Origin of the sequence: Salinicola socius (assembly GCF_001937195.1) — a bacterium.
GTDB classification, from domain to species: domain Bacteria; phylum Pseudomonadota; class Gammaproteobacteria; order Pseudomonadales; family Halomonadaceae; genus Salinicola; species Salinicola socius.
The window spans coordinates 107,307-133,807 of sequence record NZ_MSDO01000025.1 but is presented as its reverse complement, the minus strand read 5'-3'; the positions used below and the strand labels follow the sequence as shown (position 1 = coordinate 133,807).

The 26,501-nt window shown below is 63.2% G+C and carries 26 protein-coding genes; 12 read left to right on the top strand and 14 right to left on the bottom strand.

Going from position 1 to position 26,501, the window contains the following annotated elements; genetic code table 11:
- Positions 1-11: 11 nt before the first annotated feature.
- From BTW07_RS16500 to BTW07_RS16485, 4 genes are all read right to left on the bottom strand, one after another.
- Positions 12-935, bottom strand: coding sequence for a lysophospholipid acyltransferase family protein (locus tag BTW07_RS16500; protein ID WP_075571267.1), 924 nt, complete (start codon positions 933-935; stop codon positions 12-14).
- A 40-nt stretch (positions 936-975) separates the two neighbouring features.
- A complete protein-coding gene (locus BTW07_RS16495) occupies positions 976-1,353 on the bottom strand; it encodes a DUF4870 family protein (protein WP_075571266.1) in 378 nt (125 codons plus the stop codon).
- A gap of 106 nt (positions 1,354-1,459) precedes the next feature.
- Positions 1,460-2,380 carry a TatD family hydrolase gene (locus BTW07_RS16490; RefSeq protein ID WP_075571265.1) on the bottom strand — a complete coding sequence of 307 codons (921 nt, stop codon included), beginning with the start codon at positions 2,378-2,380 and terminating at the stop codon, positions 1,460-1,462.
- A 1-nt stretch (position 2,381) separates the two neighbouring features.
- A complete protein-coding gene (locus tag BTW07_RS16485; RefSeq protein ID WP_075571264.1) occupies positions 2,382-3,248 on the bottom strand; it encodes an EboA domain-containing protein in 867 nt (288 codons plus the stop codon).
- A gap of 300 nt (positions 3,249-3,548) precedes the next feature.
- Here BTW07_RS16485 and BTW07_RS16480 point away from each other — a divergent pair, with 300 nt between their 5' ends.
- Positions 3,549-4,985 (top strand): alkaline phosphatase family protein, encoded by a 1,437-nt coding sequence (locus tag BTW07_RS16480; protein ID WP_075571263.1) that lies wholly within the window; start codon positions 3,549-3,551, stop codon positions 4,983-4,985.
- Positions 4,986-5,099: 114 nt separating this feature from the next.
- Here the strand turns inward: BTW07_RS16480 and BTW07_RS16475 are convergent, their stop codons facing one another.
- The 6 genes from BTW07_RS16475 to BTW07_RS16450 all read right to left on the bottom strand — a co-directional run bounded on the left by BTW07_RS16475 (position 5,100) and on the right by BTW07_RS16450 (position 13,200).
- On the bottom strand, positions 5,100-6,053 hold the full coding sequence (locus BTW07_RS16475) for a UbiA family prenyltransferase (RefSeq protein WP_208605425.1): 954 nt from the start codon (positions 6,051-6,053) through the stop codon (positions 5,100-5,102).
- Entirely contained in the window at positions 6,029-7,213 is a 1,185-nt protein-coding gene (gene eboE, locus BTW07_RS16470) for a metabolite traffic protein EboE (RefSeq protein WP_075571262.1), read from the bottom strand. The genes BTW07_RS16475 and eboE overlap by 25 nt, the downstream gene beginning before the upstream one ends.
- Complete coding sequence (locus tag BTW07_RS16465; protein WP_244158418.1) at positions 7,200-8,330, bottom strand: 3-dehydroquinate synthase; 1,131 nt, start codon at positions 8,328-8,330, stop codon at positions 7,200-7,202. The genes eboE and BTW07_RS16465 overlap by 14 nt, the downstream gene beginning before the upstream one ends.
- A gap of 436 nt (positions 8,331-8,766) precedes the next feature.
- Positions 8,767-10,242, bottom strand: a complete 1,476-nt coding sequence (locus BTW07_RS16460) for a M20 family metallopeptidase (protein ID WP_279626546.1) — start codon at positions 10,240-10,242, stop codon at positions 8,767-8,769.
- Positions 10,243-10,256: 14 nt separating this feature from the next.
- Positions 10,257-11,603 carry an amidohydrolase gene (locus BTW07_RS16455; RefSeq protein WP_075571261.1) on the bottom strand — a complete coding sequence of 449 codons (1,347 nt, stop codon included), beginning with the start codon at positions 11,601-11,603 and terminating at the stop codon, positions 10,257-10,259.
- 61 nt (positions 11,604-11,664) lie between these two features.
- Positions 11,665-13,200, bottom strand: a complete 1,536-nt coding sequence (locus tag BTW07_RS16450; RefSeq protein ID WP_075571260.1) for an AbgT family transporter — start codon at positions 13,198-13,200, stop codon at positions 11,665-11,667.
- 292 nt (positions 13,201-13,492) lie between these two features.
- Between BTW07_RS16450 and BTW07_RS16445 the strand changes: the two genes are divergently transcribed.
- Positions 13,493-14,395, top strand: a complete 903-nt coding sequence (locus tag BTW07_RS16445; protein ID WP_075571259.1) for a LysR substrate-binding domain-containing protein — start codon at positions 13,493-13,495, stop codon at positions 14,393-14,395.
- Positions 14,396-14,421: 26 nt separating this feature from the next.
- Here BTW07_RS16445 and BTW07_RS16440 read toward each other — a convergent pair whose 3' ends face one another.
- Positions 14,422-15,711 (bottom strand): MFS transporter, encoded by a 1,290-nt coding sequence (locus BTW07_RS16440; protein ID WP_083941962.1) that lies wholly within the window; start codon positions 15,709-15,711, stop codon positions 14,422-14,424.
- Between the two features lie 483 nt (positions 15,712-16,194).
- On the opposite strand from BTW07_RS16440, the gene BTW07_RS16435 reads away from it, so the two are divergent.
- The gene (locus BTW07_RS16435) at positions 16,195-17,595 is read left to right on the top strand and encodes an MFS transporter (protein WP_083941960.1); all 1,401 of its coding nucleotides are present in this window, start codon (positions 16,195-16,197) and stop codon (positions 17,593-17,595) included.
- On the opposite strand, the gene BTW07_RS16430 is transcribed toward BTW07_RS16435, so the two are convergent.
- Positions 17,592-18,257: a 2OG-Fe(II) oxygenase gene (locus tag BTW07_RS16430; RefSeq protein WP_075571258.1), complete on the bottom strand. Its 666-nt coding sequence runs from the start codon at positions 18,255-18,257 to the stop codon at positions 17,592-17,594. The genes BTW07_RS16435 and BTW07_RS16430 overlap by 4 nt on opposite strands.
- 7 nt (positions 18,258-18,264) lie before the next feature.
- Positions 18,265-18,921 carry a CoA pyrophosphatase gene (locus BTW07_RS16425; protein WP_075571257.1) on the bottom strand — a complete coding sequence of 219 codons (657 nt, stop codon included), beginning with the start codon at positions 18,919-18,921 and terminating at the stop codon, positions 18,265-18,267.
- 134 nt (positions 18,922-19,055) lie between these two features.
- On the opposite strand from BTW07_RS16425, the gene BTW07_RS16420 reads away from it, so the two are divergent.
- Positions 19,056-19,613 (top strand): NUDIX hydrolase, encoded by a 558-nt coding sequence (locus tag BTW07_RS16420; RefSeq protein ID WP_075571256.1) that lies wholly within the window; start codon positions 19,056-19,058, stop codon positions 19,611-19,613.
- 13 nt (positions 19,614-19,626) lie between these two features.
- Here the strand turns inward: BTW07_RS16420 and BTW07_RS16415 are convergent, their stop codons facing one another.
- Positions 19,627-19,971 (bottom strand): YqfO family protein, encoded by a 345-nt coding sequence (locus tag BTW07_RS16415; protein ID WP_075571255.1) that lies wholly within the window; start codon positions 19,969-19,971, stop codon positions 19,627-19,629.
- Between the two features lie 177 nt (positions 19,972-20,148).
- On the opposite strand from BTW07_RS16415, the gene ftsB reads away from it, so the two are divergent.
- Genes ftsB through BTW07_RS16375 form a run of 8 tightly spaced genes read left to right on the top strand, consistent with a single transcriptional unit; the run spans position 20,149 to position 26,330 of the window.
- A complete protein-coding gene (gene ftsB / locus BTW07_RS16410; protein ID WP_075571254.1) occupies positions 20,149-20,472 on the top strand; it encodes a cell division protein FtsB in 324 nt (107 codons plus the stop codon).
- Positions 20,469-21,194: a 2-C-methyl-D-erythritol 4-phosphate cytidylyltransferase gene (ispD, locus tag BTW07_RS16405; protein ID WP_075571253.1), complete on the top strand. Its 726-nt coding sequence runs from the start codon at positions 20,469-20,471 to the stop codon at positions 21,192-21,194. The genes ftsB and ispD overlap by 4 nt, the downstream gene beginning before the upstream one ends.
- Positions 21,191-21,676, top strand: a complete 486-nt coding sequence (gene ispF, locus BTW07_RS16400; protein ID WP_075571252.1) for a 2-C-methyl-D-erythritol 2,4-cyclodiphosphate synthase — start codon at positions 21,191-21,193, stop codon at positions 21,674-21,676. The genes ispD and ispF overlap by 4 nt, the downstream gene beginning before the upstream one ends.
- Positions 21,673-22,734 carry a tRNA pseudouridine(13) synthase TruD gene (gene truD, locus BTW07_RS16395; RefSeq protein ID WP_083941958.1) on the top strand — a complete coding sequence of 354 codons (1,062 nt, stop codon included), beginning with the start codon at positions 21,673-21,675 and terminating at the stop codon, positions 22,732-22,734. Before ispF ends, truD begins: the two co-directional genes overlap by 4 nt.
- Before the next feature lie 38 nt (positions 22,735-22,772).
- Positions 22,773-23,525 (top strand): 5'/3'-nucleotidase SurE, encoded by a 753-nt coding sequence (gene surE, locus BTW07_RS16390; RefSeq protein ID WP_075571251.1) that lies wholly within the window; start codon positions 22,773-22,775, stop codon positions 23,523-23,525.
- Between the two features lie 19 nt (positions 23,526-23,544).
- Entirely contained in the window at positions 23,545-24,180 is a 636-nt protein-coding gene (locus BTW07_RS16385; RefSeq protein WP_244158417.1) for a protein-L-isoaspartate(D-aspartate) O-methyltransferase, read from the top strand.
- Entirely contained in the window at positions 24,177-25,094 is a 918-nt protein-coding gene (locus BTW07_RS16380; protein ID WP_232823907.1) for a DUF368 domain-containing protein, read from the top strand. The genes BTW07_RS16385 and BTW07_RS16380 overlap by 4 nt, the downstream gene beginning before the upstream one ends.
- Before the next feature lie 51 nt (positions 25,095-25,145).
- Positions 25,146-26,330, top strand: coding sequence for a peptidoglycan DD-metalloendopeptidase family protein (locus tag BTW07_RS16375; RefSeq protein WP_075571249.1), 1,185 nt, complete (start codon positions 25,146-25,148; stop codon positions 26,328-26,330).
- The last annotated feature ends 171 nt before the right edge of the window (positions 26,331-26,501 follow it).

Here is a 26,501-nt window from a genome sequence, read left to right as displayed (position 1 = left end):
TTCAGCAATGGTCAGCGCTTGCTGTAGAGACGCTGCTCCCGATATCCGGGAACCTTCTGCTGCTCCTGCTCGGTTTTCTTCCAGCGCTTGTATTCCCACTGGTACTGCGCCGGGTCGAGAGCGATGGCGGACTCGACGCAGGCGTTGACGCCTGCGGCCGATGTGACTTCGTCGGTGTCATAGACGCGGTCGTCGGCGGCGAGAAAGTGAATCGCGAAGCCACGACCGTCGGGCAGACGCCTGGCGACCCCGGTCACGACACGAGCCTGAGTGCGGGCGACCAGTTTGGGTAGCAGCGTGGCGGTATAGGCGGGGCGGCCGAAGAAATCGGCAAACTCGCCGCTGCCCCAGTCGGGCTCCTGATCCGGCAGGATCCCGACGGCTTCGGCACGCTTGAGCGCCTTGAGCAAGGCGGCGACGCCACGCGGGTTGGTCGGCACCAGTTCCGCGCCCATGCGCTCGCGCCCATGGCGAATGACGGCATCGAGTTCGGCGATCTTGGGCGGCTCGTACATCGCGGTGAAGGGAAAGTGGCTGGACAGCCAGAAATTGAGCACTTCCCAGTTGCCGAAATGTGGCGCCAGCACGATCACGCCGCGATTGTCGGCGCGTGCATTGTCGAGTAGCTCGCGGCCGTGAACCTCGACGACTGACGCTTCGACGCGCGCCGGCTTGGCGATCCAGGCGAAACCCAGTTCCAGCATGGTGGCGGCGGAGTGGCGCAGGCTCTCGCGCACTCGCTCACGCCGTTGCTCGCTGCTGTCACCCGGATAGGCGACCTCGAGATTGCGTCGGGTCACATGGCGCTCGCGTCGGGAGACGGCATAGAGCACGCGGCTGGCAGCGCCTGCCAGCGACCACGTCGTTTTCAGTCGACAATGGGACAGCAGGCGCCAAAGCAGATGGATGGCGCGAGCTTGCAGACTTTCGATCATTCGTTTCTCTTCTTCAATGCGCGTCTACTTGACGGGCCGGTTACCAGAGCCAGCTATCGACCTTGTCAGGTGCCCGCTGTTCCTGCAATGCCTTGAATCCGATCACGCAACGGACGATCAGCCATACGGCCTGTAGCGCCATCAGCGCGAATCCGATCAGCACGAAGGCCAGCACCCAACTGATGCAAGCGTAGAGCAGGCCGATCCAGAACGTGCGGATGTGATAGCGATAGTGTTCGTCCAGCCAGCGTGGGCCGTTACCGCGGTAGACGTAGGCGATGACGACGCCGATCACCGGGGTGATGCCGGTTATGAAGACGCCGAGCAGCAAGGCATAGACGATCATGGCCAGCGTGGTGTCCGGTCGTCTCGCTTCGGTATTGGACTCGGTGACGACGTTATCGAGCGGCGAAGGCATGAGATTCCTCTCGTCGGCGTGCGGTAGTTGTCCGCATTTTGCCGTCGAGAGGCGTCGGGTACCAGTCCGCCGAGATACGCCGAAAGAGAGCGGTAAATGGTGGGCACTACTCGATAAGCAGATTGTCTCGGCGCGGTCCGGCTTTCGTTTCGACAAGGGGGGCGCGACCGCCACGCAGGATCGAGTTGCCCTCGAACAGCGTGCGCTGGTCGATGGGGGCGGGATCGAGCCAGTCGGAATCCTGTATCTGACCGCTCTTGCCGTAGACCGCGAGCGCATTTTCGTAGGTGACCTGGCGCACCACCGCCTCGGAAATACCGGATGCGAGGGCCAACCGTGCGGTCTTGGGGACGCCGAGACAGTCGGAAATTCCCCAGTCACAGGCGCTGTCGACGATGATGCGATCCCCACCATACTGTTTGAGCAGATCGACCATGCGCGCGTTGCCCATCTTGGTCGAGGGGTAGATGGAAAAGCCTGCCCAGTAACCGCGATCCAGCGTCTCGCGTACCGTCTCTTCGTTATTGTGATCGATCACGACCCAGGAAGGATCCAGCCCCATCTCTTCGCACACGTCCATCGAGCGCGACGTACCGCGCTTCTTGTCGCGGTGGGGGGTATGCACCATCACGGGAAGTTCGAGCTGCCTGGCGAGCGTCAGCTGGGCGCGAAAGTACTTGTCCTCCAGCGGCGTCTGTTCGTCGTAGCCGATTTCGCCGATGGCGACGACACCTTCTTTGAGGGCGAAACGCGGCAACCACTCCATGACCCCCTCAGCCAGCGCCTCGTTGTTGGCCTCCTTGGAGTTGAGGCCGATGGTGCAGTAATGGCGGATACCGAACTGGCCGGCGCGGAAACGCTCCCAGCCGACCAGCGAAGAGAGATAGTCGACGTAAGTGCCGACGAAGGTACGAGGCTGACCGACCCAGAAGGCCGGCTCCACCAGAGCCACGATGCCGGCAGCGGCCATGGCCTCGTAGTCGTCAGTGGTGCGAGACACCATGTGGGCGTGGGGATCGATGAACATCTCAGGCGGCCTCTTTGAGGGGCAGGTGATTCCAGTCGAGACGGCCGTCCGCGACCAGTGCGGTGATATCCGGCACCGTCCGAAGCAGGTCTCGGGCGGAAGAAGTGTCGGCAGCGATCAGCGCCAGGGTGGCTGCGCCGCGCTCAATGGGCGTCCCCGACAGCGCCCGCTGCAGCGCGCCGTAAGCCGATACGTGCTCCGCGAAGGGGCCGACGCAGCGCCACAGCTCCGGGCTGACCTCACGCCCGGCTGCCCAGCGTTCCTGGGCGTAATCGAGCAGAATCCTCGCCAGCTCCAAATTGGCCCGAGCATCGAAACCGACGATGGGGGAAAGCCGGCTGCCGACGAACAGCGCCTTGAGTACCATATGGTTCCAGCGGTGGTCGTCGAAGTGGTCGCGCGGGTACGGATTGCGATGCACGATGGATTCGAACACGGCTCGCATATTGGAGCGCAAGCCTTCGCCCACCTCGAACGTCAGCGATTCTGGCCGGGGGTAGAGCGCCAGGCCCCGATACAGCGTGATCAGCTCACGGGCATCGGCGGTCCTGACCAGATCCTGGAACGTGGCCGAGAACGGGCGAGAGCCCTTGAACGCGAGCAGCGCAGCGACACGAGCCGCACCATCGAGACTCCAGCCATCGGGATTCCAGCCCGGGTAAGTCTGATTCGCCATCGCCAGGTCTTGAGAGGTCAGCGTCAGATCCTGCTTGCCAACGCGGCGTACCACCAGACCGAGAAACAGATGAAGATCCTTCTCGTCGCCCATTTGACTCAACAACGCGTACTGTTCGGCGAGCCAATGGGCATGCTCGGGCGACTGACGACAGACCCATTCACGCAATAACGCCAACGATGTAACAGACATGGAAGGTTTCCGAGCCGGTTGTCTTTGACGCTACTTTATCGGGTGAGGAAAAGAACCCCCAAGCTCAATTATCTGGCTAATTGAGGGTTCGCGCTGCAAAGGTTTATTGCTTTTTTCAGATGAGTTTTATGAACTCAAGGCATTCGAAATCCAAACCTTTTCTCATGATAATTTCTCAAAATAGGGCTGTATCCATCATTCCGATTGTGTGGTGGATTTCGAGCTGATATGCAGGATTTACATATCGTTTCGATGTGGTTGGAACGGTACTGATAACGTAATGCCATCGGCAGGCAGGCCATGCAAAAGACTCTGGTAATTCTCGTGGTAGGGCTGACGCCTCAACTGGTCGGCGAGCATACGCCGGCCCTGAAACGACTCTCCGCGCGTGGCGGATTGAGACCGCTGAATACCGTAACGCCGGCGGTAACCTGCAGTGTTCAAGCGACACTATTGACCGGGTTGCCGCCAAGTGGGCACGGGGCCGTGGCCAACGGCTGGTATTTTCAGGATCTTGCCGAGGTCTGGTTCTGGCGCCAATCCAACCGGCTGGTGGCGGGCGAGAAGATCTGGGAAACCGGGAAACGAAGGAACCCCGGTTTTACCTGCGCCAAGATGTTCTGGTGGTACAACATGTATTCGACCGCCGACTGGAGTGCCACGCCGCGACCGATGTATCCCGCGGACGGCCGTAAGCTGCCCGATCATTACACCTACCCGGCGGATCTCCACGACGAACTCGACGCCAAGCTGGGCACCTTTCCCTTGTTCACCTTCTGGGGGCCGATGGCGGATATCACATCGAGCCGTTGGATCAGCGACGCGACGCGCCACGTGATGGAAACCCGCGATCCCACCCTGACGCTGAGCTACCTGCCGCATCTGGACTATAACCTTCAGCGGCTGGGGCCTGACCTTTCGCATCCCGAGCTGCAGCGTGATCTTCAGGACGTCGATGCGCTATGTGGGGAACTGATCGATGCGGCCGATCGGGAAGGTCGTCGGGTCATCGTGGTTTCCGAATACGGGATCACGCCGGTTCGCGATGCCGTTCATATCAATCGCGCGCTGCGCGAGGCGGGTCTGGTCGCGGTGCGTCGAGAGAAGGAGCGGGAACAACTCGATGCCGGTGCATCACGGGCATTTGCGGTGGCCGATCATCAAGTGGCTCACGTCTACGTCAGCGACCCGGCAGAGATTCCGAGCGTCAGGGCGCTACTCGAGGCACTCGACGGTGTGGAGGCCGTGTGGGGTGAAAACGAGAAGCGGGACAATGGCCTCGATCATCCCAACTCGGGCGCGTTGGTGGCGATCGCCGAGCCGGATCGCTGGTTCAGCTACTACTACTGGCTGGATGATGTCCGAGCCCCGGACTATGCGCGCACCGTCGACATCCATCGCAAGCCGGGATACGACCCGGTGGAGCTGTTTTTCGACCCGGCGTTGAAGTCGCCGAAACTGTCGGCAGGTTGGCGTCTCGCCAAGCGCAAGCTGGGCATGCGGCAACTGCTGGACGTCATCTCGCTCAAGGATACGACACTGGTCAAGGGCGCTCACGGACGCCTGACCGATGATCCCGACATGGGGCCGCTGGTGATCTCGTCGGAAGCTGGTCTGCTGCCCGAAGGGCCGGTCGAGGCGACGGACTTCAAGGCACTGGTATTGGCTCACGTCTTCGAAGGCGACGATGAGGATACGGCGTACCGCCGGACCGCTATCGATAACGCCAGCGCCTGACGCACGGCAAAAAAAGGCCGAACCCGCATCACCATGATGCGGGTTCGGCCTGGTCCGTTTGTCGAAGATCGTCCTGCCACCGGCGGCGTCCGCCACCGGTTGGCGTGTGTCGATTCAGGTCCCGGAAGTCACTCGCTGCAGTGCCAGCGTCGCGGCGAAAGCCAGGACGCCGAGCATGGCCATGGTGGTCGCTCCCATGGCGGCCATCAGCGTGGCGTCATAGAGCGAAATTGCGGCGATGAGGCCGACGACGGCGCGAGGTACGTCTCCCGGCGCCCGGCGAAACAGCCACATCAGACAGCGCGTCCCCCAGATCAGATAGCCCAGCCACAGGACCAGTGCGAGCAGCGACGGTTCGGGGCCGGTCAGCATGGCGGCCAACATGAACACGACCGGCACCGCCATGACGGCCAGTGGCCAGGTGGCGCCCAGCCGATCGTAGGCCTCCTGGCGGGCGGCGTAGGTCAGGCCGACGACATGGCAGGCCAGTCCGATCGCGCCCCACAACACGGCTTCATTGAGAACGCCGGCGACCACCAGCGCGGCCGTCAGATAGGTCAGGAGCCGGCAGGCGCCCATCAACAGCGGGCTCCAGCCGATACGCTTGTGCCACCAGTCATAGCTCAGGATCGCGGCAACCAGCGCGAGTCCGGTGATCCCGGCAGAAAGGTGGCTCAGAAACAGCAGCAGGCTGCCCAGACCCAGCATCCCGACGCCCAGCAGCGTGACGGTCAGGCGGTCGATATCACCTCGCGGGATCGGACGATTGGCACGCTCGCGCGCGTCGATCTCCGCATCGCAGGCATCGTTGAGGTACATGCCGCCAAGGTAGAAGAGCGTCAGTGCCAGCAGCAACGGCCAAGCCGCGGTGGCGCTCCATAGGGCGCCAGTACCGGCCCCCGCCAGAACGACACCGGCCAGCGCATTGCTCCAGACCGTGGGCAGGTTGGAAACCCTGCCCAGCTCCAGCCAGACCTTTGACGTCAGCCCCGGTATCCGAGACCTCGCCGCTCGCTGCTCCACCTCTTCGGGCTCGATGGCGGTCAGGTCAACTGCTGCTTGACCCACGTCAGCTCTCGCGACACGGCTGCTTCCACGCTCTCGGTGCGTAGGTTCTCCGGTAATACCTGCCATGTGTAGGTCTCCACTTCCAGATGCTGCGAAATCGGTTGCTGACGGTGCAGGGCGAGAATATCGGCGAGAAACGACTGCGTGGTCTCGAACGGCGCAATGGCGTCCACGAAGATCGGGACGTGGAAGTGCACTCGCCACTCTTCACCGTCGACTCTCGCGTCGTCGGCCAGCGCCTCGGGCAGATCCGCATACCGCACCCGTCCGTCTGCGGAGTCGACCACGACCTGATGCAGATAGGTGCGCTCGCAGAACGGCACCAGCGCCTCTCGCTTCGTCGCGTCGAACTGGGGGATCCGCAGCGCCGCGCTCAGTTGCAGTTTGTGGATAGGGATGCCTGCCGTGCGCAGGGCTTCGATGCTGGCGGCCGGATCCTCGAATTCGACCGCGGCATGGCAGACGTCGTAACACACGCCCAGATGTCGCGGCAGCGCCAGTTTCGCTTCATCGCGGGTCAATCCGCAGAGCTCTCCCAGACGATCGGCGGCAGCGTCGGAGTAGAGCCAATCGCGGAAGAAAGCGACGGTTTCCTCGATGGTTTCCAGGAAGCAGTGGGGTTCGGGCTCCAGCGCGATGGCGATGGTGACCTGGGTCTTCTGGGCGAGCTTGACGCAGTGGGATGCCGCTTTCAGCAGATTGTCGGCCATCTGCGCTTCCGCACCCTCGGCCATTGGCTTGTAGGTGCCGGGAACGGTGCTCAGGCTCAAGGTATCGCCAGCGGCACCGAGTTCACTCATCAGATCGGCCAGCCAGCAGGTGTAGTCGAGCCGGGCGCGCTGCTTCCAGTCGGGCTGATAGACATTCTGTTTGACCGGTATGCCGTGGAAGGGGCCGAACGGGAAGCCGTTCATGGTCACCACGCGGTAGTTCTCCCGCGCGAGGATGTCCTTGAGTTCGGCACGCGCATCGGGGGCGCGGAGCTCCTCCAGCGCCTGGGCAGACAGGCGCAGACCCACACCGAAGGTCGCCTCGGGGCAGACGGTTTCCCGCACTCGCTTGACCGGCCCGAGCAGCGCCTCGCGCACCGCTTCCCAGGTTTGAGTCGGATGAATATTGAGACAGTAGGTCAGTTGACCCAGATCATCAGGCAGCTGCATGGCGGTTCGCCTCTTCTTGCAGCCAATCGATCGCGGCTGTCATGGTGGTTTCATCGATCTCGTGAACGTCATGTCCACGCCCCAATCCGGCCAGCAACGTGACCGTCAGCTCACCGCCCAGATGTTCCTGGAACTCCTTTAGCCCCGCCAGAATGGCAAGTCGGTCGTCGTCGCCCAGCTCCATCAGCTGGGTGTGGAAGACCGGCAGACCCAGACGTTTCAACAGCCACACGATGCGCCATTCGGCACCGGCAGGCAGCAGGCCCTTGAGTACGGAATAGCGTGCATCCAGTGCGATACCGATGGCGACGGCTTCACCGTGACTGATGCCATGGTGAGTCAGGGCTTCGAGCTTGTGTGCCGACCAGTGGCCGTAATCCAGCGGGCGCGACGAGCCCAATTCGAACGGATCGCCACCGCGGCCGATCTGCTGCATGTGCAGCTCGGCACTGCGGCGGATCATGATCTCTTCGGTGCGCGGGTCGAACTCGGCCAGTGAATCGGCGTTGGCTTCCAGCCAGTCGAAGAATTCGCCATCGCGGATCAGTGCCACCTTGATCGCTTCGGAGATGCCGGCGAGCCTGTCGCGTCGGGAGAGCGTGCACAGGAAGTCGAAATCGTTGAGCACCGCCCAGGGTGGGGCGAAGGTGCCGATGAAGTTCTTGCAGCCCTTGAAGTTGACGGCATTCTTGACCCCGACACCGCTGTCGTTCTGAGACAGCACGGTGGTGGGTAGCCGAATCAGGCGGACGCCGCGATGGCCCATGGCTGCGGCGAGTCCGAGCGCATCCAGCACCGCGCCGCCGCCGATGACGATGACGTAGGCATGACGATCGACGCCGTAGTGCCGGATATCTTCCAGCACACCGTCGATCGTCTCCCGATTGGCCTTCACGAACTCTCCACCCGGCACGGTGATCGGTGGCGTCAGCAGTGTCATTCGGCTCGCATGAGCGGTGAAATAGGCTTCGATACGGCGGGTGAGATCCGGCCAGGTGGCGGCAATGCCCGCATCGACGTAAATCAGGCAACGGTGGTTCTTGTGGGGCTCCCGGCGCGAGATGACATCGGCCAGCAGCGTGTTGTCGGCAGAAAAGATCTCTCGCGTAAACGCCACGGGGAAGTCATACGCGACGGAAAATCGTTGCCAATGAATGTCGGTCAGGGAAGTGCGCTGGGCGGCGTCTTGCCGTATTGGCGAGCGAGACGGGGTAAAATCCGATGCATCGAAAGCGACATTGCCATCGATCGAAAACGATAAAGCGGGCCGGTTCATGAAGTTATCGCCTGCGTAAGGGGTCCGAAAACGAAAAAGCGGACCGCTTCATTAGGGGGCGATCGCGCTTGGCCTTTGGCCTAGGTTTCACGGGCTTAGCTTCGGGGTTGGACGGGGCAGGCGACAAGAATGGTTCTTTTGCTACGAAGTATTAGCAGCGTATCGAGTTTTCGAGCGTGTCGGCATTCATGAAAACGTCTCTGGTCGTCGAAGAGACGGCGTTATCTGGTCATGCCGTCTCGAGGTTTTCCGCCATTATGCTCCTCGTCGTCTCCTGTCACCCTTTCAGCGGCGAGGGCGTGACATCGTCGGGAATCGGGCAGCGATAGGGCTCGCGTTGCGTGGCCTTGTCCAGCTCCTCTCGGGCCTCAGCCAAGGCAGCCGGGTTCTGCATCAGCGCAACGGCAGTACCGGCCATCACCTTGGCGGCCTGTAGCATGCCCTTGTGGCCCAGGGAACTGCGGCCTTGCGCGACGACCTGCCAGGTATGCAGGGGAGTGCCCAGCGCAAAGCAGTTGACATAGCACTGAGCCGTCGGCACCACCCAACTGACGTCGCCGACATCGGTGGATCCATACATCAGTGCGTCGCTGGCGCTGTAGGGGGCGATATCGTCGACCAGAGCCTTGCCTTCGAGCCCATCGACATACACTTCGGCGGCTGCTCCGCCGGCGCTGACGATGTTGGCGTAGGTGGTGCGCAGGTCATCGGCGCTGACCGTCGAATGGATTCGCTCGGCGTAAGCCTTTTCCTTGTCATCGTGATGCGGGGCTCCGAACGCCTCGAACCGTGACTGCATCAGCTTTTCCAGGGTGCGATTGGGGCGATAGCCGGAGCATGCCTTGTCGAACTCCATTTCGACGGTGGTGCCGGTCATCAGCGCCGCGCCCTCGGCGATCTTCTGGACACGCTCGAAGATCGCCTGAACGTCGCCCATGCGCCGGGCGCGCATCAGGTAGAGTACCTCGGCATCGGCCTGGACGACGTTGGGCGAGGCACCGCCGGTGCGAGTGATCGAGTAGTGCAGGCGCGCATCCGGCACGATGTGCTCGCGCAGATAGTTGGCGCCGACGTTCATCAGCTCCACGGCGTCCAGCGCGCTGCGGCCGAGATGAGGCGAGTTGGCAGCGTGGGCCGAGGTGCCCTTGAAGCGGAAGTAGGCCTGGATATTGGCCAGCGTCGGGGTCGAGAAGATGGCGTTGAACGCCTGCGGATGCCAGGTCAGGGCAGCATCGACATCGTCGAAGGCGCCTTCGCGTACCATGAAGGTCTTGCCGGAACCGCCTTCCTCACCCGGGCAGCCGTAGAAGCGGATCGTGCCGGCGAGACCCTGTTTCGAGCGCCGTTCCTCGAGATAGTCGCGCACGCCGACGGCGCCGGCGAGCGCGGCGACGCCCAGCAGATTGTGGCCACAGCCATGGCCATTGCCATCGGGAATCAGCGGCTCCGCATCGCTCGCTTCGCCGCGCTGACTAAGTCCGGCCAGGGCGTCGTACTCGCCAAGCAGGGCAATGACCGGCTTGCCACTGCCGTAGCTGGCAACGAAGGCGGTATCGATGCCCGCGATGCCGCGCTCGACCCGAAAACCCTCGGCTTCCAGTGCGTCGCTTAGCGTCGCTGCAGAGCGGGTTTCTTCGAAACGGGTCTCGGCGAGCTCCCATACCTGATTGGCGTAATCGATGAAGCGATCGCGCTTGCTCTCGATCAGGGTGTCGAGTTGTCGGATCGTATCGTCAGTCGCATTCATATCCATGAAAAACTTTTTCCTTAAAGCGTCTCGGAAGGTCGGCGGTGAAGGGCCGGGTCGTCTGCCTGCAGTGCCAGATAGGCCAGGGTGCGAATGGCCAGCGGCAGCACGTCTTCGTCGAAATCGAAACGCTGATGGTGGTGGCCGGCAGCGAGCTCGGTACCGAATACCATGTAGGTGGCCAGCCCCCCACGTTCCCGCACGCGCTGCATCATGGTCGTGGCGTCTTCGGAGCCGGAAGGACGATTCTCGATGGGGATCACGGTGTCGATCCCGGGGAGCTCGGCGATATGCCCCCGAATGAACTCGACCAGCGCCGGGCTCGGTTCGCAGTTGCGCGCTTCGCCGGCAAGGCTGTACGCCATCTCGACACCCTGCATCGCCGCGGCGCCGTGCAAAACATTCCGTGCCCGGCGCTGCATCTCGGCATCGATCGCGCTGGTTTCTCCCCGCGTTTCGAGCTTGAGCGTGGCCGTGCCGGGCACCACGTTGCGGCCGCTGCCGGCATTGAGCACGCCGACGTTGATGCGCGAGGCGCCGGCGCTGTGGCGCGGAATGGCATGCAGGCCAAGCGCCGCCTGGGCCGCGGCCAGCAGCGCATTGTTGCCGGCCTCCGGGTTGGCACCGGCATGGGCGGGCACGCCGGTGAAAGTGACATCGAGCTTGGTGGTGGCGAGATAGCCGTTATGACCGCAGACGACCGTTCCCTTGGCCACGCCGGTGCCGATATGAGTGGCGATGAAGATATCCACGTCATCGAGCACGCCGGCTTCGACCATCGACCGGGCGCCGCGTACGCCCTCTTCCGCGGGCTGGAAGATCAGCTTGATTCGACCGCACAATTGCGGCGTCAGATCGACGAACAGACGCGCCAGGCCGAGGCCGATGGTGGTATGACCGTCATGGCCACAGGCATGCATCATGCCGGCGTTGCAGGAGGCGAATCCCTCCCGGCTGGGCCGGTGGTCGTTGTCACTGGACTCATCGAGATCGAGCGCATCGAGATCGACGCGATAGGCCAACGTCGGCCCCGGGCGGCCGGTATCCCATTCCGCTACCACGCCGGTGTAGCCGCCGGCGAGGGCCGGCAGCCAGCGTTCGACGGCGCCCTGGTCGCGGGCGCGCTCGAGTGCCCGGGCCATCACTTCCGGCTCGGGTACGCCCATGCGACTGTCGGCGTCGATCACGTCGCGGCCGACGCTGACGCCATAGCCGAGCCGGTCCAGCTCTTCCGCAACGAGAGAGGCCGTTCGGAATTCGACCCAGCCGGACTCGGCATGGCGATGGAAATCCCGTCGCCACTGGGTCAACTGCGGTATCAGGGCCTCGACCGCTGCCGTCAGCTCGGGTTTGGTCACGGTATTCATTGTGATGTTCTCCGCGTGTTGGGTGTCTTGATGCGCTTGCCCACAGTCGTGTCCTGTCGCCTCAAGCGGGCAGATAGGTGGTGATACCCGGGCCGTAGGGCAGCCCCAGCAGGTAGAACGCCGTCAGAAGAAGAATCCAGATGCTCAGAAATGCCAGGGTGTAGGGCAGCATCAGCGACATCAGCGTGCCGAGCCCGGCGTTCTTGTCGTATTTCCGGATGAAGGTGAGCACGACGATCATGTAGGGATTGAGCGGCGAGATGATGTTGGTCGAGGAGTCGGCGATGCGGTAGGCGACCTGGACGAAGGCGGGGTGATAGCCGAGCTGCATGAACATCGGTACGAATACCGGTGCCTCCAGCGCCCATTTGGCCGAGCCGCTGAAGATCAGCAGATTCATGAAGGCCGTGAAGACGATGTAGCAGAGGATGACCGGGAACCCGGTGAAGTCCATGGCGGTCAGCAGGTCGGCACCGTTGACCGCGATCCAGGTGCCGATGTGGGTCCAGTTGAACCAGGCGATGAACTGCGAGGCGGCGAAGATCAGCACGATGTAGCTGCCCAGATCGCGCATCGCCTCGGCCATGTTCTCGGACACGTCGCGCGAGCGCTTGATGCGGCCGACGGTGATGCCCCAGGTCACGCTGACCGTGATGAAGAAGAACAGGATGATCGGAATGATGCCGCTCAGGAACGGCGACGGAATCAGCTCGCCATCGGGGCCGCGCAGCGGCGAGTTCGGCCAGAAGAGGAGTGTCGCGATGGCAGCGACGTAGATCAGCGCGGCAATGCCGGCGTTGCGAAGACCGCGGCGGGCATTTGCCGGCTCGCTGCTTTCGACCTGCTCGACGTCGCCCTGATAGGTGCCGAGGCGCGGCTCGATGACACGCTCGGTGACGACGGCGGCCACGATGGTGAGCACGAACACGGAGACACAGTTGAAGTACCAGTTGTCCACGGGCGTCACCACGATGTCGGGACTGACGATGCGCGCCGCTTCGGTGGAAATGCCCGACAGCAGCGCATCGGTACCGACGATCAGCAGGTTGGCGGTGAAGCCCGCGCCGGCGCTGGCGAATCCCAGCGCCAGGCCGGCGATCGGATGGCGGCCGAGGGAGTGATAGACCATGGCGGCCAGCGGCGGCAGCAGGATTAGCGAGGCGTCGGAGGCGACGTTCATCATGATCCCGGTAAACGCCACGGTGTAAGTCACCAGCCGTTTGGGTGCCGAAAGAATGGTGTGGCGCACCAGCGTCTCCAGCAGCCCCAGCTTTTCGGCCAGGCCGATACCCAGCATCATCGACAACACCAGCCCGAGCGGCGCGAAGCCGGTGAAGTTATCGAGCATCGAGTCGAGAATGAACTGGATACCCTCGGCGGAGACCAGGCTGCGAATTGCCTCTACCTCGCCGCTGCCGGGATGTTCGACAGTGGCGCCGGCGAGGGCAAACAACACCGATGCCACCAGCACGGCGGCAGCCAGCATGACGAAGATCATGAAGGGGTCGGGAAGCCGGTTGCCGAAACGCTCGATGGCGTTCAGCAGCCGGATCGACAGCCGCGGGCGAGCGGCGTCACGGGACGCGGTCGCTTCCATGGGGAACTCCTGAGTCGGTTGTTGTAGATCGGATGAGCCGATCGAATGTTATATCGCGCTATTGCCGCGCTCGGAGCCGACGATCGATTGTGTTATGGCGTCTGGACCTCGAGCATGTCGTCGTCATCGTCTTCAGAACGTCAGACTGAAGATCTGGATCCGGAAACCCGGGGCTGAAGTCGGGAGTCTGGTGGCGTCGACTCGTCAACAGTAGAGCCGGCTCGAGATTCGCAAAAGATGTCGATTACTTTTTGGTGATAACCTGCGGTGATCGCGCAGTGGGAGTCGCCGTATGCAGTATCCGATCAAGCTCCACCAGATTCGGGCCTTCGTCGAGGTGTCGCGCCGCGGCAGTATTCGTGCGGCAGCGCGTGAGCTGGGGCTGTCCCAACCGGGGCTGACCAAGGCGATTCGCGAGCTGGAAGAGGGATTGGGCGCGGCGCTGCTGGTGCGCACTTCCCAGGGCGTGACGCTGACCGACTCCGGGCGAGCGTTCGATCAACACGCGCATCTGATCATCGAGGAACTGCGCCGGGCGCGGGAGAACGTCGAGCAGTTGAATGGGGTGCTGCGCGGGCAGATCGTGATGGGGGCTTCGGCCACGGTCGCGCGCACGCTGCTGCCACAGGTCGTCGCGCGCTTCCGGCGGGAACTGCCCAACGTCAGGCTACGGGTGATCGAAGGCCAGTTGTCATCGATGGTGGCGGGGTTGCGCGACGGTGAGCTGGACTTCTCGATCAATACGCTCTCCAGCGGCGTGCTCGATAGCGATCTCGAGGCGCTACCGCTTTTCTCGACGCCCTTCGTCGTGGTCCTGCGACAGGACCATCCCAGAGCGGGCGCCACCCGGTTGAAGGAGTTGATCGACTGCGACTGGGTGCTGCCAACGGCACGAAGCGGCTATTACGCGGATCTCGCCGACACCCTGGAACGTCACGGTTTCTCGCGTGATCAGGTGAGCGTGGTGTGCGACTCGTTCACCACTTCGCTCAATCTGATCCAGCACAGCGAGATGGTCGGTGCGTTTGCCTCGCAGATGACCGCGCAGCATGGCATGGGCGAACTGATGGAGCTGACCCTGGATGACCCGCTGCCGCTGGCGACCTTTCACATGATCAAACGTCGTGGCGTACCGCTGACGCCGGTAGCAGCGCGGCTGGCCAAGCTGTTCGAGTACGCAAGCCGGGACGCGTGATGGCGTTTGCCGGTCTTTTCATCGAATCACGCCGACTTGCCGGCGGGTTCGGGACGTGACGGGGCTGGCGGCTCTTCTTCGACGCCGTCGAGACGATCGGCGTGCCTCAGCACCGGGAAGCTCCACATCCATATCCCGACGATCGCCAATGTACCGACCGAGCCGATGACAGCTGCGGGCACGGTGCCGAACCACGACGCCGTGACGCCGGATTCGAACTCCCCGAGTTCATTGGAGGCACCGATGAACAGCATGTTGACGGCGTTGACCCGGCCGCGCATCTCGTCTGGTGTCGCGAGCTGCAACAGCGTCAGGCGCACGTAGACGCTGATCATGTCGGCGGCACCCGCGATCAGCAGGGCGCCGAACGAGAGCCAGAACCAGTGGGAGAGGGCGAACACCAGGTTGGCGATGCCGAACACCGCCACCGCGGCGAACATGATCATGCCGGCATGGCGCTTGATGGCGCGAACGCCGAGATAGAGTCCCATCAGAAACGCGCCGATGGCGATCGAGCTGCGAAGCGCGCCGAGCCCCTCCGGGCCGACATGCAGAATTTCATGGGCGTAGACCGGCAGCAGCGCAACGATCCCTCCGAACAGCACGGCGAACAGATCCAGCGAGATGACCCCGAGAATCACCGGCTTGTTGCGGATGTAATGAATGCCGGCGGTGAAACGCTGCCAGGCGGTATCGTCGGTCTGGACGCGCTCGAAGGCATAGCGTACCGGCACGCCGGCCAGCGCCAGTTGGGCGACCAGGAAGCAGGCCAGGTTGACGCTGTAGGTCAGCGTCGGGCCGAAGGCGTAAAGCAGCCCGCCCAGCATCGGGCCGCCGATGACCCCGATCTTCATGATCGACGAGTTGACGGCGATCGCCTTGCCCAACTGATCGCGCGGCACGATCTGCGGCAGCAGACTCTGCAGCGTGGGCCCGGTGAAGGCGCGGGCGGCGCCGAACAGCACCAGCACCGCGTAGAACGGTAGCGGCGAATCGGGCTGCTCCAGCGATAGCAGAATCAGCAACACGCTGCAGAGTGCCTGCGCGGCCCAACTGAGTTGCAGGATCCGCTTGCGATCGAAGCGGTCGACCACGTCGCCGGCCGGCAGCAGCAGCAGGACCATCGGTAGAAACTGCGCCAGGCCGACATAGCCCAGTGTCAGCGGATCGTGGGTGATGTCGTAGACCTGCCACGCCACCACGATCGCCTGGATCTGCATGGCGAAGACCGCGCAGAGACGGGAGGCAAGAAAGGGGACGAAACCGGGCTGGCGATAAACGGGGCTGTCGGGACTGGCGGAAGCGTCTGCGGGCATGGTGTCCTGGGCGTGAGGCAGGGAAGGGAAGAACGGACGGATTAGCGTGCTAATGGCCAAGCATACGCCGTTATGTGACAAAAAGCCGCTGGCGGCCACCCTTCGTTGGTGGTGGCGTGGTTGGTATTACGGTGTTCGACGCGATGTTGACGGTAATTTTCGTTTGTCAATCAGGTGCTTTGAATAACCACCGGTAATGATGATCCCGCCGTTGCGCCAAAACGGCGCAATGACCTATTTTAACGATGTTTTTCTGGCTTCTTTTGGCGCAACACCGGGCGTATAGTGCGCTCGCTGCTGGCTTCATGACGTTGCCTCCCTGGCGAGAGCCAACGCCACCACCGAGTCTGCGAGCACTCACACGCTTTCCTGATCGTTCGAGTCGATGTGATCCATCGCCGACTCGAATGGAACTGTCGGCGCGGTGCCTCACGCACGGGTCGCCGGCCTTATTCGATTTGCACGTTCGAGGTTCTTGGCCTTATGTCCCGGCAGTTGCTTTCCATGGCGCTGGCACCGCTACTCGGTCTTTTCATCCTGGGTATCGGTAACGGCTTTCTGGCCTCGCTGATTACCCTGCGCCTGGATGCGGCCGGTGAGTCGGTCACCACCATCGGCTGGGTTTCGGCGGCCTACTATATCGGGCTGGCCATCGGGGCGTTGTTCAACGATCGGCTGCTGCTGCGGATCGGCCATATCCGCGCCTATGCCTGCTTCGCGTCGCTGGTGGCAGTCACCGTGCTGCTGCAAGGGCTATGGCTCAACGCCGAGCTGTGGTTCACGCTGCGCCTGATCGGCGGCTGGGCGACGCTGGGCGTCTATCTGGTCATCGAGAGCTGGCTGCTGACCGCCGCCGATACGCGAGTGCGAGGCCGGCTGCTGGCGCTGTACATGATCGCGCTCTACGGCGCCGGGGTCATCGGGCAGCTGCTGCTGGGCGTGGCGGACCATGCCGGTGCCAGCCAGCCGTTCATGATCATCGCCATGCTGGCGTCGCTGTCGGTGCTGCCGCTGGGCATGATCCCGCGGGTCTCGCCGTTGATCGAGCACGCCGAACCGCTGTCGCCCTGGCGGCTGATCACAGTGACGCCGACCGGCGTGATGGGCTGTTTCGGTTCGGGACTGGCAGTATCGGCGATCTACAGCCTGCTGCCGCTCTACCTGCAGCGCAGCGGTTTCGAGGTGCAGCAGATCGGTGAAATGATGGCGATCGTGATTCTTGGCGGCATGCTGCTGCAATACCCCATCGGTCGCTGGTCGGATCGGCACGACCGTCAGATCGTGCTGATTCTGATTGGTGGAGTCCTGGCGCTATTGTGCGGCGGGGTGTTGCTGTTGCCGGATCTGCCTGGCGTGCTGGCGGCCATGCTGTTTCTGGTGGGCGGTGGCGTGTTTGCACTCTATCCGGTGGCGGTAAGCCATGCCGCCGACCGTGCGCCGGCCGGCGCGCTGGTGCGAATGAGTCAGGGTCTGCTGCTGATCAATGCGCTGGGTGCGACGCTCAGTCCGCCGCTGATCACGCCGTTGATGATTCATGTCGGCGACGCCGGGTTGTTCGTGGCGCTGTCAGGGCTGGGCGCGGTGCTGGTGGCATTCTTCGTCTGGCGCCGGAGTCGGCGTCCGGCGCCGATGCCGATGGCACCATTCACGTCCAATCCCCATCAAACGGTGGTGGGCGCCGAGCTCAGCGTGACCGACGAGCTGGTACAGGGCGCGATCGAGCACGAGCATCTGGAAGATCTGTCGCAGGTGGTGCCGGATGTGGAAACGGCGCTCCCCGATGATAGGGAGAACGACACCAGGAGCGACGGGGCAGGCGACGCTGCGACGCCCCTGGCGCAAAGACGAGACAATCCCAGCCATCGGACCTCGGCGACCGATTAGGCCGCCGGGTCGATCACCCCGCCCAATGAAGCATTGCGCCGGAACCAACCGGCGATACTGACGCGAGGCTGTCGAGTCGGCAGCACTTCATGCGGAATGCGATCAGAGAGAAAGCAGGCAAAGGTCCCGGCGTCGGGGTGAACGCGCGCCACCTCGCGTTCGGTCTCGTGTTCGTCGTAGAGCACCATTTCACCGCCACCGTCGACCGGCCAGTCCGGGTTGAGGTAAAGCACCGTCGAAATGATGCGATTGGCGCGACCGCGAAAGCTGTCGTAGTGCTTGCGGTAGAACGCCCCGGGCGGATAGTGGGCGAAGTGAGCCTCGAATTCGAACAGTCCGGCGTAGAGCGCGATGTTGATCTGCTGCTGGAGTTCGCTCATCAGCGCGAGGTAACGCCGTTGCGCCAGGCTCTCCCGATCCAGCCAGTGGATGGCGTCGCCGCGAATGTCGCGCCTCAGCGTGCGTTCGTCCCCGCGACCGATGGCTGCTTCCTGAAGCGCCGCCCGCTGATGCAACAGCTGCAGTTCGTCCAGCAACTCCTGACATAGTCCGGCACCGAGAAAGCGCTCGCCGACATACCAGCCGCGCTCTACCAGCCCGTCGATCAACGCGGGTAGTTGGGTACTGTCCCAGAAGGCGTGATGGGCATCTCGAGGTGTCATGAAGCCCTCACTTGAGAACCTTGCCGGATTGGTCGGAACGCGCCGCGGTCTGGCGCCGGCGCTGCGGGTGATAGCGCAGCTCTCCCTGCTCGGGTTTGCGGTCCAGCGCGATGTCGCTTTCGAACCCGACGGCCAGCAGCTCGACCAGCATCATGGCCGACAATCCCCAGATCACGCGGCCCTCGAAAGGGTAACTGGGAACATACCAGGACCGGTCGTCGACGGGGATGACATCGGTGTGGCTGCGGCGATCATCGATGAAAAGACGCAGCGGTACCTCGAAGATCGTCTCGATTTCCCCCGGCTCCGCCACCAGCGACAGATCGGGGGCGATCAACCCGACGTATGGCGTCACACGCAGACCGTAGAGCGAGATGACGTCACTCAGCCGGCCGATGATCTCGACCTGCGCGGGTGCGAGGGCGATCTCCTCCTGCGTTTCCCGCAGCGCAGTGGCGAGCAGGTCGATATCCTCGGGCTCACGCTTGCCCCCCGGAAAGGCGACCTGTCCGGCGTGCTGGGAGAGATGAGCCGTGCGCTGGGTGAACAGCAGCGTGGGCTCGGGCCGAGCGACGATGGGTAGCAGAACCGCCGCCTGAGGATAGGCATTGTTCAAACGACGCGGGCGATGTGCTTGCAGGCGTTCACGGACTTTCTCTAACATGCATTTTGACTCTAGCTTTCGACCCTGGCTTTCGACCTTGAACGGCCCGGCGTACCGATCCACGGCGACCGGCGGCTCCCGCGAAATCTCGAATCCCGCTCCCGTGAAACCGAGGCGCTCTGAACCGAGACTCTATGAATTACTGTAGCCACTGCGGCCATACCGTGCGTTTTGCGATTCCCGATGGCGACGATCGTCCCCGGTTTCTGTGTGATGCCTGTGGCACCGTCCATTACCAGAATCCGCGCATCGTGGCTGGTACGCTACCGGTCGCCGGAGAGCGTATCCTGCTGTGTCGACGCGCCATTTCGCCGCGCAAGGGGTTCTGGACCCTGCCGGCGGGTTTCATGGAAAACGCCGAAACCGTCCAGGAGGCCGCGCTGAGGGAGACTCGCGAGGAGGCTCGCGCTGTCGTCGACGATCCGACACTGTATACCCTGATCAGTTTGCCGCACATCAATCAGGTCTACATGATTTTTCTCGGTGATCTCGATGGCGATTTCGCGGCCGGCCCGGAAAGTCTCGAGGTCGAGCTGTTCGACGAGTCGCAGATTCCGTGGGATGAACTCGCGTTTCCGACCATCGAGCGCACGCTGCGACACTTCTTCGACGATCGCCGTCGGGGCACTTTCGAACTGCACCTTAGCCAGATTGGCCAGGAAGAACGCGAACGCTTTTTCGGTTCCGCTTGAGCGCGGCCGGCCGTCAGCGCTCGTCGAATCGGTCTTTCGGCAGCGACGCCAGACTGCTCAGCGGCCAGACGTCGAAGGCCGGCTCCTCGTAGGGGTGCGCATCGATCAACGCTGCGATCGCCGCGCGGATTCGATCGTCCGCGCAGACCAGTTCGACCCGATACTCTTCGACACTTTCCAGCCTGCCGGCGGCACCGATGTGCGGCTGCGCCCCTGCGAGCGGCCGAAACTGGCCCTGGCCGCGCAGCTGGAAACAGCACGCCTCGTAATCCCCGATGCGGCCGGCACCGCTGGCGAAGACCGCGGATTTGACGCTTTCCAGGTGGGATTCGGGAACGAAGAACGCCAGTTTGTACATGAGGATCCTCCGATTCGGATTCTGTCGTGACGGTGGGCCGCGTGCGGCGATGATGGCATAATGAGCCCGCTCCGACAGCGGGCCTGCCTCCCTTTTTCCGGGTAGGTGCGCTGTCTGGAACGAAACTGTTCAGGAAGAACTGTTCGAAATGAAACGTGCCGACCGGAAGCCTTGGCGATGTGGAAATGGGTCATTGTAGTACTGGTTGTCATGCTGGGGCTGATGCAGTACCGGCTGTGGTTCGGCGAGGGCGGCATTCGAGAATTCAACGACATCCAGGCGCGCGCCGATACCCTGGAGGGTAATACCGATACGCTCAAGGCGCGCAATGATCGTCTGGCCGCCGAGGTCGTCGATCTCAAGAACGGTCTCGATGCCATCGAGGAGCGCGCGCGCAGCGATATCGGCATGGTTCGCCAGGACGAGCAGTTCTTCTGGGTGCCCGGTGTCGACGATTCCGGTGATGGACCCGCCGCCCGTACGGGAGTCGTGCAGCCATGACGCTATGGTTGATCGTACCTGCCGCCGGTCGTGGCCAGCGCATGCAGGCCGACCGCCCCAAGCAATACCTGATGCTCCAGGGAAAAAGCGTGCTGGCCCGCACGCTCGAGCGCCTGCATCAGGCGTTTCCCGAGGCCGTTCTGCGGCTGTGTCTCGACCCCGACGACGAGTATTTCGATCCTGCGGACGTGCCTTTCGAGGCGTGGCAGCGTGTCGGCGGCGGTGATGAACGTGCCGACACGGTAGGCCGTGCGCTGTCGACACTGGTGGAGCAGGCGGCGGACGACGATTGGGTGCTGGTGCATGACGCCGCCCGACCCTGCGTGCGGCTCCAGGATCTGCAGGCGCTGCGCGAAGCGCTCGAAGACGAGGCGATCGGCGCGCTGCTGGCAACGCCGGCGGCCGATACCATGAAGCGCGCCGACGCCCGCGGTCGCGTCAGCCACACCGAACCGCGCGATGGTCTCTGGCACGCGCTGACGCCGCAGGTATTCCGCTTCGATCTACTCCGTCAGGCGCTCGACGCGGCGCTGGCCACCGGCATGATGGTGACCGATGAAGCCTCGGCGATCGAAGCCATGGGGCTGGCACCCAGACTCGTCGCCGGTAGCCGCGACAATCTCAAGATCACCCATCCCGAGGATCTGGCCATGGCCGCACGAATTCTGGCCGTGCAGCGGGAATCGGCAACGCATGTCGGCGGGCAAGGAGTGGAAGCATGAGTGTCAGAATCGGACATGGTTTCGACGTGCACCGCTTCGGTGACGGCGACCATCTGATGATTGGCGGCGTCCGCTTGCCGTTCGATCGCGGTTTCGTCGCCCACTCCGACGGCGACGTGCTTTTACATGCCGTCAGCGATGCGTTGCTGGGCGCCTGTGCGCTGGGCGACATCGGTCGTCACTTTCCGGATACCGACCCGGCCTGGAAAGGTGCCGACAGTCGGGCGCTGCTGCGCCACGTCGTCGGGCTGGTGCATGACGCCGGCTATCGAATCGGCAATCTCGATGCCACGCTGATGGCACAGGCGCCGCGCATGGCCGAATGGATTCCGGGGATGCGCGAGACGATCGCGGCCGATCTTGACGTCGAGCTGGGCGCGGTCAACGTCAAGGCGACGACGACCGAGCGCCTCGGCTTCACCGGGCGTGGTGAAGGTATCGCCGCGGAAGCGGTGGCGCTGCTGATCGCGAGCGGCGAATGAGCGATCCGGCGCCGCCAACCGTCGATTCGTGGCCGCCGAACTGGTGTTACGTCGCGGGCATGCCGACCGTCGCCGGTGACTATCGCCAGCGGGCCGAGGATTTCCAGGTCGAGGAGCAGTTCGATTTCACGCCGGAAGGGCAGGGCGAGCATCTGTGGTTGTGGCTGGAAAAGCGCGGGTCGACCACGCCGGATCTGGCGCGTCTGCTGGCTCGGGCGGTCGACATCCCGGTGCGGGACGTGGGTTTCAGTGGTCTCAAGGATCGCGATGCGGTCACGCGTCAGTGGTTCTCGCTGGCGCTGCCCGGTCGCGAGCCGCCGCCGGGCTGGAAGGCGGGGCTGGCCGAGCGCCATGTCGAGTGTCTCGAAGCGGTTCGGCATCCGCGTAAGCTGAAACGCGGCGTGCATCGGGCCAATCGGTTCCGTCTTAGAATCCAGGGCGAAGCGATTGCCTCTTCGGCTACGCGAGAGCGCTGGGATCGACTGGTTGCCGACGGCGTGCCCAACTATTTCGGCCCGCAGCGTTTTGGCCCCGCCGGACGCAATCTGCATCGCGCCCGCCAGCTGCTGGCTCGTGGCTGGCGCAAACGCCAGGATCCGCAGGGGCTGCTGTTATCCACGGCGCGCAGCTATCTTTTCAACGCGGTGCTGTCGGCTCGGGTAGCCGATGGCAGCTGGTGCGTGCCGCAGCCTGGCGACGTACTGAATCTGGATGGCACCGCGAGCCGCTTTGCCTGCGAGACGATCGATCAGCAGCTGCTGGCCAGAGCGCAGGCCGGTGACCTGCATCCGACCGGGCCGCTGTGGGGAAAGGGCCGGCTGGAGAGCCTTGCCGACGTCGCCGGGCGGGAAACGGCCATCGCGACCGGCTTCGCCGAATTGGCTGACGGTCTCATCCAGGCCGGGGTACGTCAGGATCGGAGGCCGCTTCGGCTGCGGCTTGCCGACGCCAGCTGGGAAGCCGCGGATGATGCGGTCTGGCTCTCCTTCTCGTTACCGCGAGGTGCCTTTGCCACGTCGGTGCTGCGAGAGCTGTTTCAGCATCCGTCGCTGATCTGACGCCGCCGATTTCGGCAACTCATCATGAGGATCAAGAGATGCGCAGACTGTTGTTGTCCAACGACGACGGCGTCCATGCTCCAGGATTGAGGGCTCTGGCGCGAGCTCTCGAAAGCTACTCGCGGCTGCGAGTGGTGGCGCCGGATCGTGACATGAGCGGTGCCAGCAATTCGCTGACGCTGACACGACCGTTGGCGTTGACCGCACTGGACAATGGGTTCTACAGCGTCGACGGCACGCCGGCTGACTGCGTCTACCTGGGTGTCAACGGCGTGTGGGAAGAGAAACCCGATCTGGTGATCTCCGGGATCAATCATGGCGGCAACCTGGGTGACGACGTGCTCTACTCGGGCACCGTCGCGGCGGCCATGGAAGGACGCAATCTAGGCATGGCAGCAGTGGCCATTTCGCTCTGCGGGCAGCGCCACTTCGAGACCGCCGGACGCGTTGCCGCGAGTCTCGTCGGCGCGGCGGAGGCGCTGTCGCTGCCGCCTCGCAGTCTGCTCAATGTCAACGTGCCGGATCTGCCGTGGGGCGACATTCGCGGCTTCCGGGTGACGCGTCTGGGGTATCGCGGTCCGGCTTCGCAGCCGATACACGTCAAGGATCCACGCGGGCGTGACCGCTACTGGATCGCGGCGGTCTCGGAAAATGCCGATGACGGTCCCGATACCGATTTCGCGGCGATCGAGGCGGGCTTCGTCTCGATCACGCCGCTGCAAACCGATCTGACCCGTCACGAGACGCTAAACGACGTACAGGGCTGGCTGGATGGACTGTCACACGCCTGAAGAACTGAGCGGCGTCGGCATGACGTCGCAACGAACACGCAATCGCATGGTCGAACGTCTGGCGGCAGGCGGAATCCGCCATGCTCGCGTGCTGGAAGTGATGGCGGCCGAACCGCGCCATCTGTTTCTCGACGAGGCGTTGGCGCACCGTGCCTATGAAGACACGTCTCTGCCACTGGGGTTGGGACAGACCCTGTCTCAGCCCTGGATCGTGGCGCGGATGAGTGAATTGGTGGCTCTGGCCGAGCCGCAGCGCGTGCTGGAGATCGGCACTGGCTCAGGCTACCAGACGTTGATTCTGTCGCGTCTGGTCAGGAGCGTCTGGAGCGTGGAGCGTATCGCGGCGCTGCAGTCTCGGGCTCGGCAGCGCCTGAAGCGTCTGGGCGCGCACAACGTCAATCTACGCCACGCCGATGGTGGCATGGGCTGGCCGCAGGCAGCGCCGTTCGACGTCGTGTTGCTGACCGCCTGCGCCAGTGAGCTGCCCCAGCCGCTGTTGAGGCAACTGCGTGATGGCGGGGTACTGATTGCGCCACTGGCGGACAGCGAGGGACGTCAGTGGCTGACGCGGGTCCGCCGGCGTGGGCTGGCATTCGATCATCAGCGTCTCGAAGAGGTGCGTTTCGTACCATTGCTTGAGGGAGTCATTCGTTGAAGCGCATCGCGAAAACCGTATTGAAGGGTATGGGGATGGGGGCGGCAGATGCCGTGCCGGGCGTCTCGGGTGGCACCATCGCCCTGATCGTGGGTATCTATCAGGAGCTGATCGAGACCATCAAACGCTTCGGGCCGGGCGCCTTCGGCGTCTGGCGTCAGCAGGGTTTGACCGGACTGGTGAGCTACCTCAACCTGCGCTTTCTGGTGCCGCTGGTGGTGGGGATCGGGCTCAGCCTGGTGACGGTTGCCCATCTGGTGACCTGGTTGATGGCGCATCATCAATTGCCGCTCAACGCGTTCTTCTTCGGATTGGTGTTGGCGTCGGCCTGGGTGGTCATGCGACAGGTCGGCCATTGGCGCTGGCGTTACCTGCTCCCGGTGCTGATGGGGTTGGTCGTTGCGGCGTTCTTGCCGCACCTGTTGCCGGACATGAGCCGAGCCGGCGACGCGACGCTCTTTGTCGCGGGTGCCATCGCCATCAGTGCGATGCTGTTGCCGGGCGTGTCGGGCAGCTTTCTGCTGCTGGTGATGGGGCTCTACGGCACGGTGATGAGCGGCATCAAGAGTTTCGATGTCGGCCTGATAGCCGTCTTTGGGGCTGGCTGTCTCCTGGGTCTCTTCACCTTTTCCCGGCTGCTGTCCTGGTTGTTGCGTCATTATCATGCGATCACGCTGATGGCGATCGTCGGTTTCATTCTGGGTTCCTTGCCGCAACTCTGGCCCTGGCGTCAGATAGCGAGCTACCGCATGGGAGCCGATGGCCAGCAGGTAGCTCTTGCATACCACTATCTGATGCCTTCGGAGTACGCGGCGATCACCGGTCAGCCCTCACAGTGGCTGCTGGCCGGCGTGTTGATCCTCGCCGGCATTGTGGTGGTAATGTGTCTGGGAGAGCGCCGGGAGGCGTCATGACACGGTTCATCGGCTGCTGTTCGCTGTCCGTCACGAAAAAGGAATTTTCTTATGAGTAAACGTCGAACTGCACTGTTACTGGGGCTTCTCCCCGTCTTCGCCGTGGGGTTGAGCGCCTGCTCGACTTCGAGCGGCCGGCCTCAGGTGCAGGATCTCTCTGTCAGCCGCAACAGCACGACGAACTCCAGCTACACCGTCAAGAGTGGCGATACGATCTACGGCATTGCCTGGCAGAACCGGGTCGATTTTCGTGATCTTGCGCAGCTCAACGGCATTTCGCCTCCCTATCGTCTGGAGCCGGGCCAGCAACTCAGGCTGAAAGCCGGGGCGACTATCGACGCCGGCCAAACCGTTGCCAGTAGTGGCGGCGGAGTGACCGCGACGGGGCTGGGCGCTGCGGGTAGCGGTGCCAATCAGGCGCAGTCCGCGGCGGCCGACGGTGACAACCCCTCCTGGTTGCTGCCCTCAGGCGGAAGCGCGGCAGCGGGAAGCGCGCAAGACGCGTCGCAGAATGGAGGGAAGGGCACCACCGGCGCGTCCTCTTCGAACCCGGGACCGGTCTACGCGCAGGGCAATGACCAGAGCGGTACGTCGAGCGCTACCCGGAACGTCGCTCGGAATGAGGCGAGCAGCGGCTCGCAGCAGAGTTCTTCTACGGCAAACGCCAACGCCGGCGCGGGTCAGTCCAGCAGCTCGCAAGTGGCGTCCGGTTCGACGCCAACTGACACCGAATCGTCATCGTCTTCTGCTTCCATGAACCGGAGCAACACGAAGACGGCGGCAGGAAACGATGCGGGTACCGAGGTCGCGGGCGAGCCCAGCGGGGCGCCAGACCGTTCCGATAGAACCTACAAGCCGGTCGAAAACGTGCCTTGGCAGTGGCCGGCCAGTGGTCAGGTGGTCGGCAAATTCCAGGATGATTCGAACATAACTCCCGGCATTGATATTGCCGGTCAAAAGGGGCAACCTGTCAAAGCAGCCGGACCAGGGATTGTGGTGTATGCCGGCGACGGTGTGCGGGGATATGGCAACCTCATCATCCTCAAGCACAATGATCGCTTCTTGAGTGCTTACGCTCACAACGACGCGTTGAAAGTGAAGGAAAACGATGTCGTTGAGGCCGGAGAAACGATAGCGACGATGGGTCAGACGGATGCTGACCAGGTCGAGCTACATTTCGAGGTTCGCGTGAACGGACAACCTCAAGACCCACTGCAATACCTGCCTGCGCGTTGATTTTTTACATCGACAGTCTTCGGACTGTCGATGAAGGGCTTGCCGAATCCATCATCGAAGGCCGCATCCAATCACTCGACCTCAACGTAGTTGCCTTACGGGGCGACGTCGAGGTCGGTGATCGATAACGGCGACATTCGATACGGGGATTTGGCGAACCGGGATAACTAG

Bases quoted from the DNA above. Each gene is read 5' to 3' on its own strand.
- truD (WP_083941958.1), top strand. From the start codon at position 21,673: ATGAGCGATCCGGCGCCGCCAACCGTCGATTCGTGGCCGCCGAACTGG.
- BTW07_RS16420 (WP_075571256.1), top strand. From the start codon at position 19,056: ATGAATTACTGTAGCCACTGCGGCCATACCGTGCGTTTTGCGATTCCC.
- BTW07_RS16440 (WP_083941962.1), bottom strand. From the start codon at position 15,711: ATGCCCGCAGACGCTTCCGCCAGTCCCGACAGCCCCGTTTATCGCCAG.
- BTW07_RS16450 (WP_075571260.1), bottom strand. From the start codon at position 13,200: ATGGAAGCGACCGCGTCCCGTGACGCCGCTCGCCCGCGGCTGTCGATC.
- BTW07_RS16500 (WP_075571267.1), bottom strand. From the start codon at position 935: ATGATCGAAAGTCTGCAAGCTCGCGCCATCCATCTGCTTTGGCGCCTG.
- BTW07_RS16480 (WP_075571263.1), top strand. From the start codon at position 3,549: ATGCAAAAGACTCTGGTAATTCTCGTGGTAGGGCTGACGCCTCAACTG.
- BTW07_RS16375 (WP_075571249.1), top strand. From the start codon at position 25,146: ATGAGTAAACGTCGAACTGCACTGTTACTGGGGCTTCTCCCCGTCTTC.
- BTW07_RS16385 (WP_244158417.1), top strand. From the start codon at position 23,545: ATGACGTCGCAACGAACACGCAATCGCATGGTCGAACGTCTGGCGGCA.
- BTW07_RS16485 (WP_075571264.1), bottom strand. From the start codon at position 3,248: ATGTCTGTTACATCGTTGGCGTTATTGCGTGAATGGGTCTGTCGTCAG.
- ftsB (WP_075571254.1), top strand. From the start codon at position 20,149: ATGTGGAAATGGGTCATTGTAGTACTGGTTGTCATGCTGGGGCTGATG.
- ispD (WP_075571253.1), top strand. From the start codon at position 20,469: ATGACGCTATGGTTGATCGTACCTGCCGCCGGTCGTGGCCAGCGCATG.
- BTW07_RS16460 (WP_279626546.1), bottom strand. From the start codon at position 10,242: ATGGATATGAATGCGACTGACGATACGATCCGACAACTCGACACCCTG.
- BTW07_RS16435 (WP_083941960.1), top strand. From the start codon at position 16,195: ATGTCCCGGCAGTTGCTTTCCATGGCGCTGGCACCGCTACTCGGTCTT.
- BTW07_RS16455 (WP_075571261.1), bottom strand. From the start codon at position 11,603: ATGAATACCGTGACCAAACCCGAGCTGACGGCAGCGGTCGAGGCCCTG.
- BTW07_RS16415 (WP_075571255.1), bottom strand. From the start codon at position 19,971: ATGTACAAACTGGCGTTCTTCGTTCCCGAATCCCACCTGGAAAGCGTC.
- BTW07_RS16495 (WP_075571266.1), bottom strand. From the start codon at position 1,353: ATGCCTTCGCCGCTCGATAACGTCGTCACCGAGTCCAATACCGAAGCG.
- BTW07_RS16425 (WP_075571257.1), bottom strand. From the start codon at position 18,921: ATGTTAGAGAAAGTCCGTGAACGCCTGCAAGCACATCGCCCGCGTCGT.
- eboE (WP_075571262.1), bottom strand. From the start codon at position 7,213: ATGCAGCTGCCTGATGATCTGGGTCAACTGACCTACTGTCTCAATATT.
- BTW07_RS16430 (WP_075571258.1), bottom strand. From the start codon at position 18,257: ATGACACCTCGAGATGCCCATCACGCCTTCTGGGACAGTACCCAACTA.
- ispF (WP_075571252.1), top strand. From the start codon at position 21,191: ATGAGTGTCAGAATCGGACATGGTTTCGACGTGCACCGCTTCGGTGAC.
- BTW07_RS16490 (WP_075571265.1), bottom strand. From the start codon at position 2,380: ATGTTCATCGATCCCCACGCCCACATGGTGTCTCGCACCACTGACGAC.
- BTW07_RS16445 (WP_075571259.1), top strand. From the start codon at position 13,493: ATGCAGTATCCGATCAAGCTCCACCAGATTCGGGCCTTCGTCGAGGTG.
- surE (WP_075571251.1), top strand. From the start codon at position 22,773: ATGCGCAGACTGTTGTTGTCCAACGACGACGGCGTCCATGCTCCAGGA.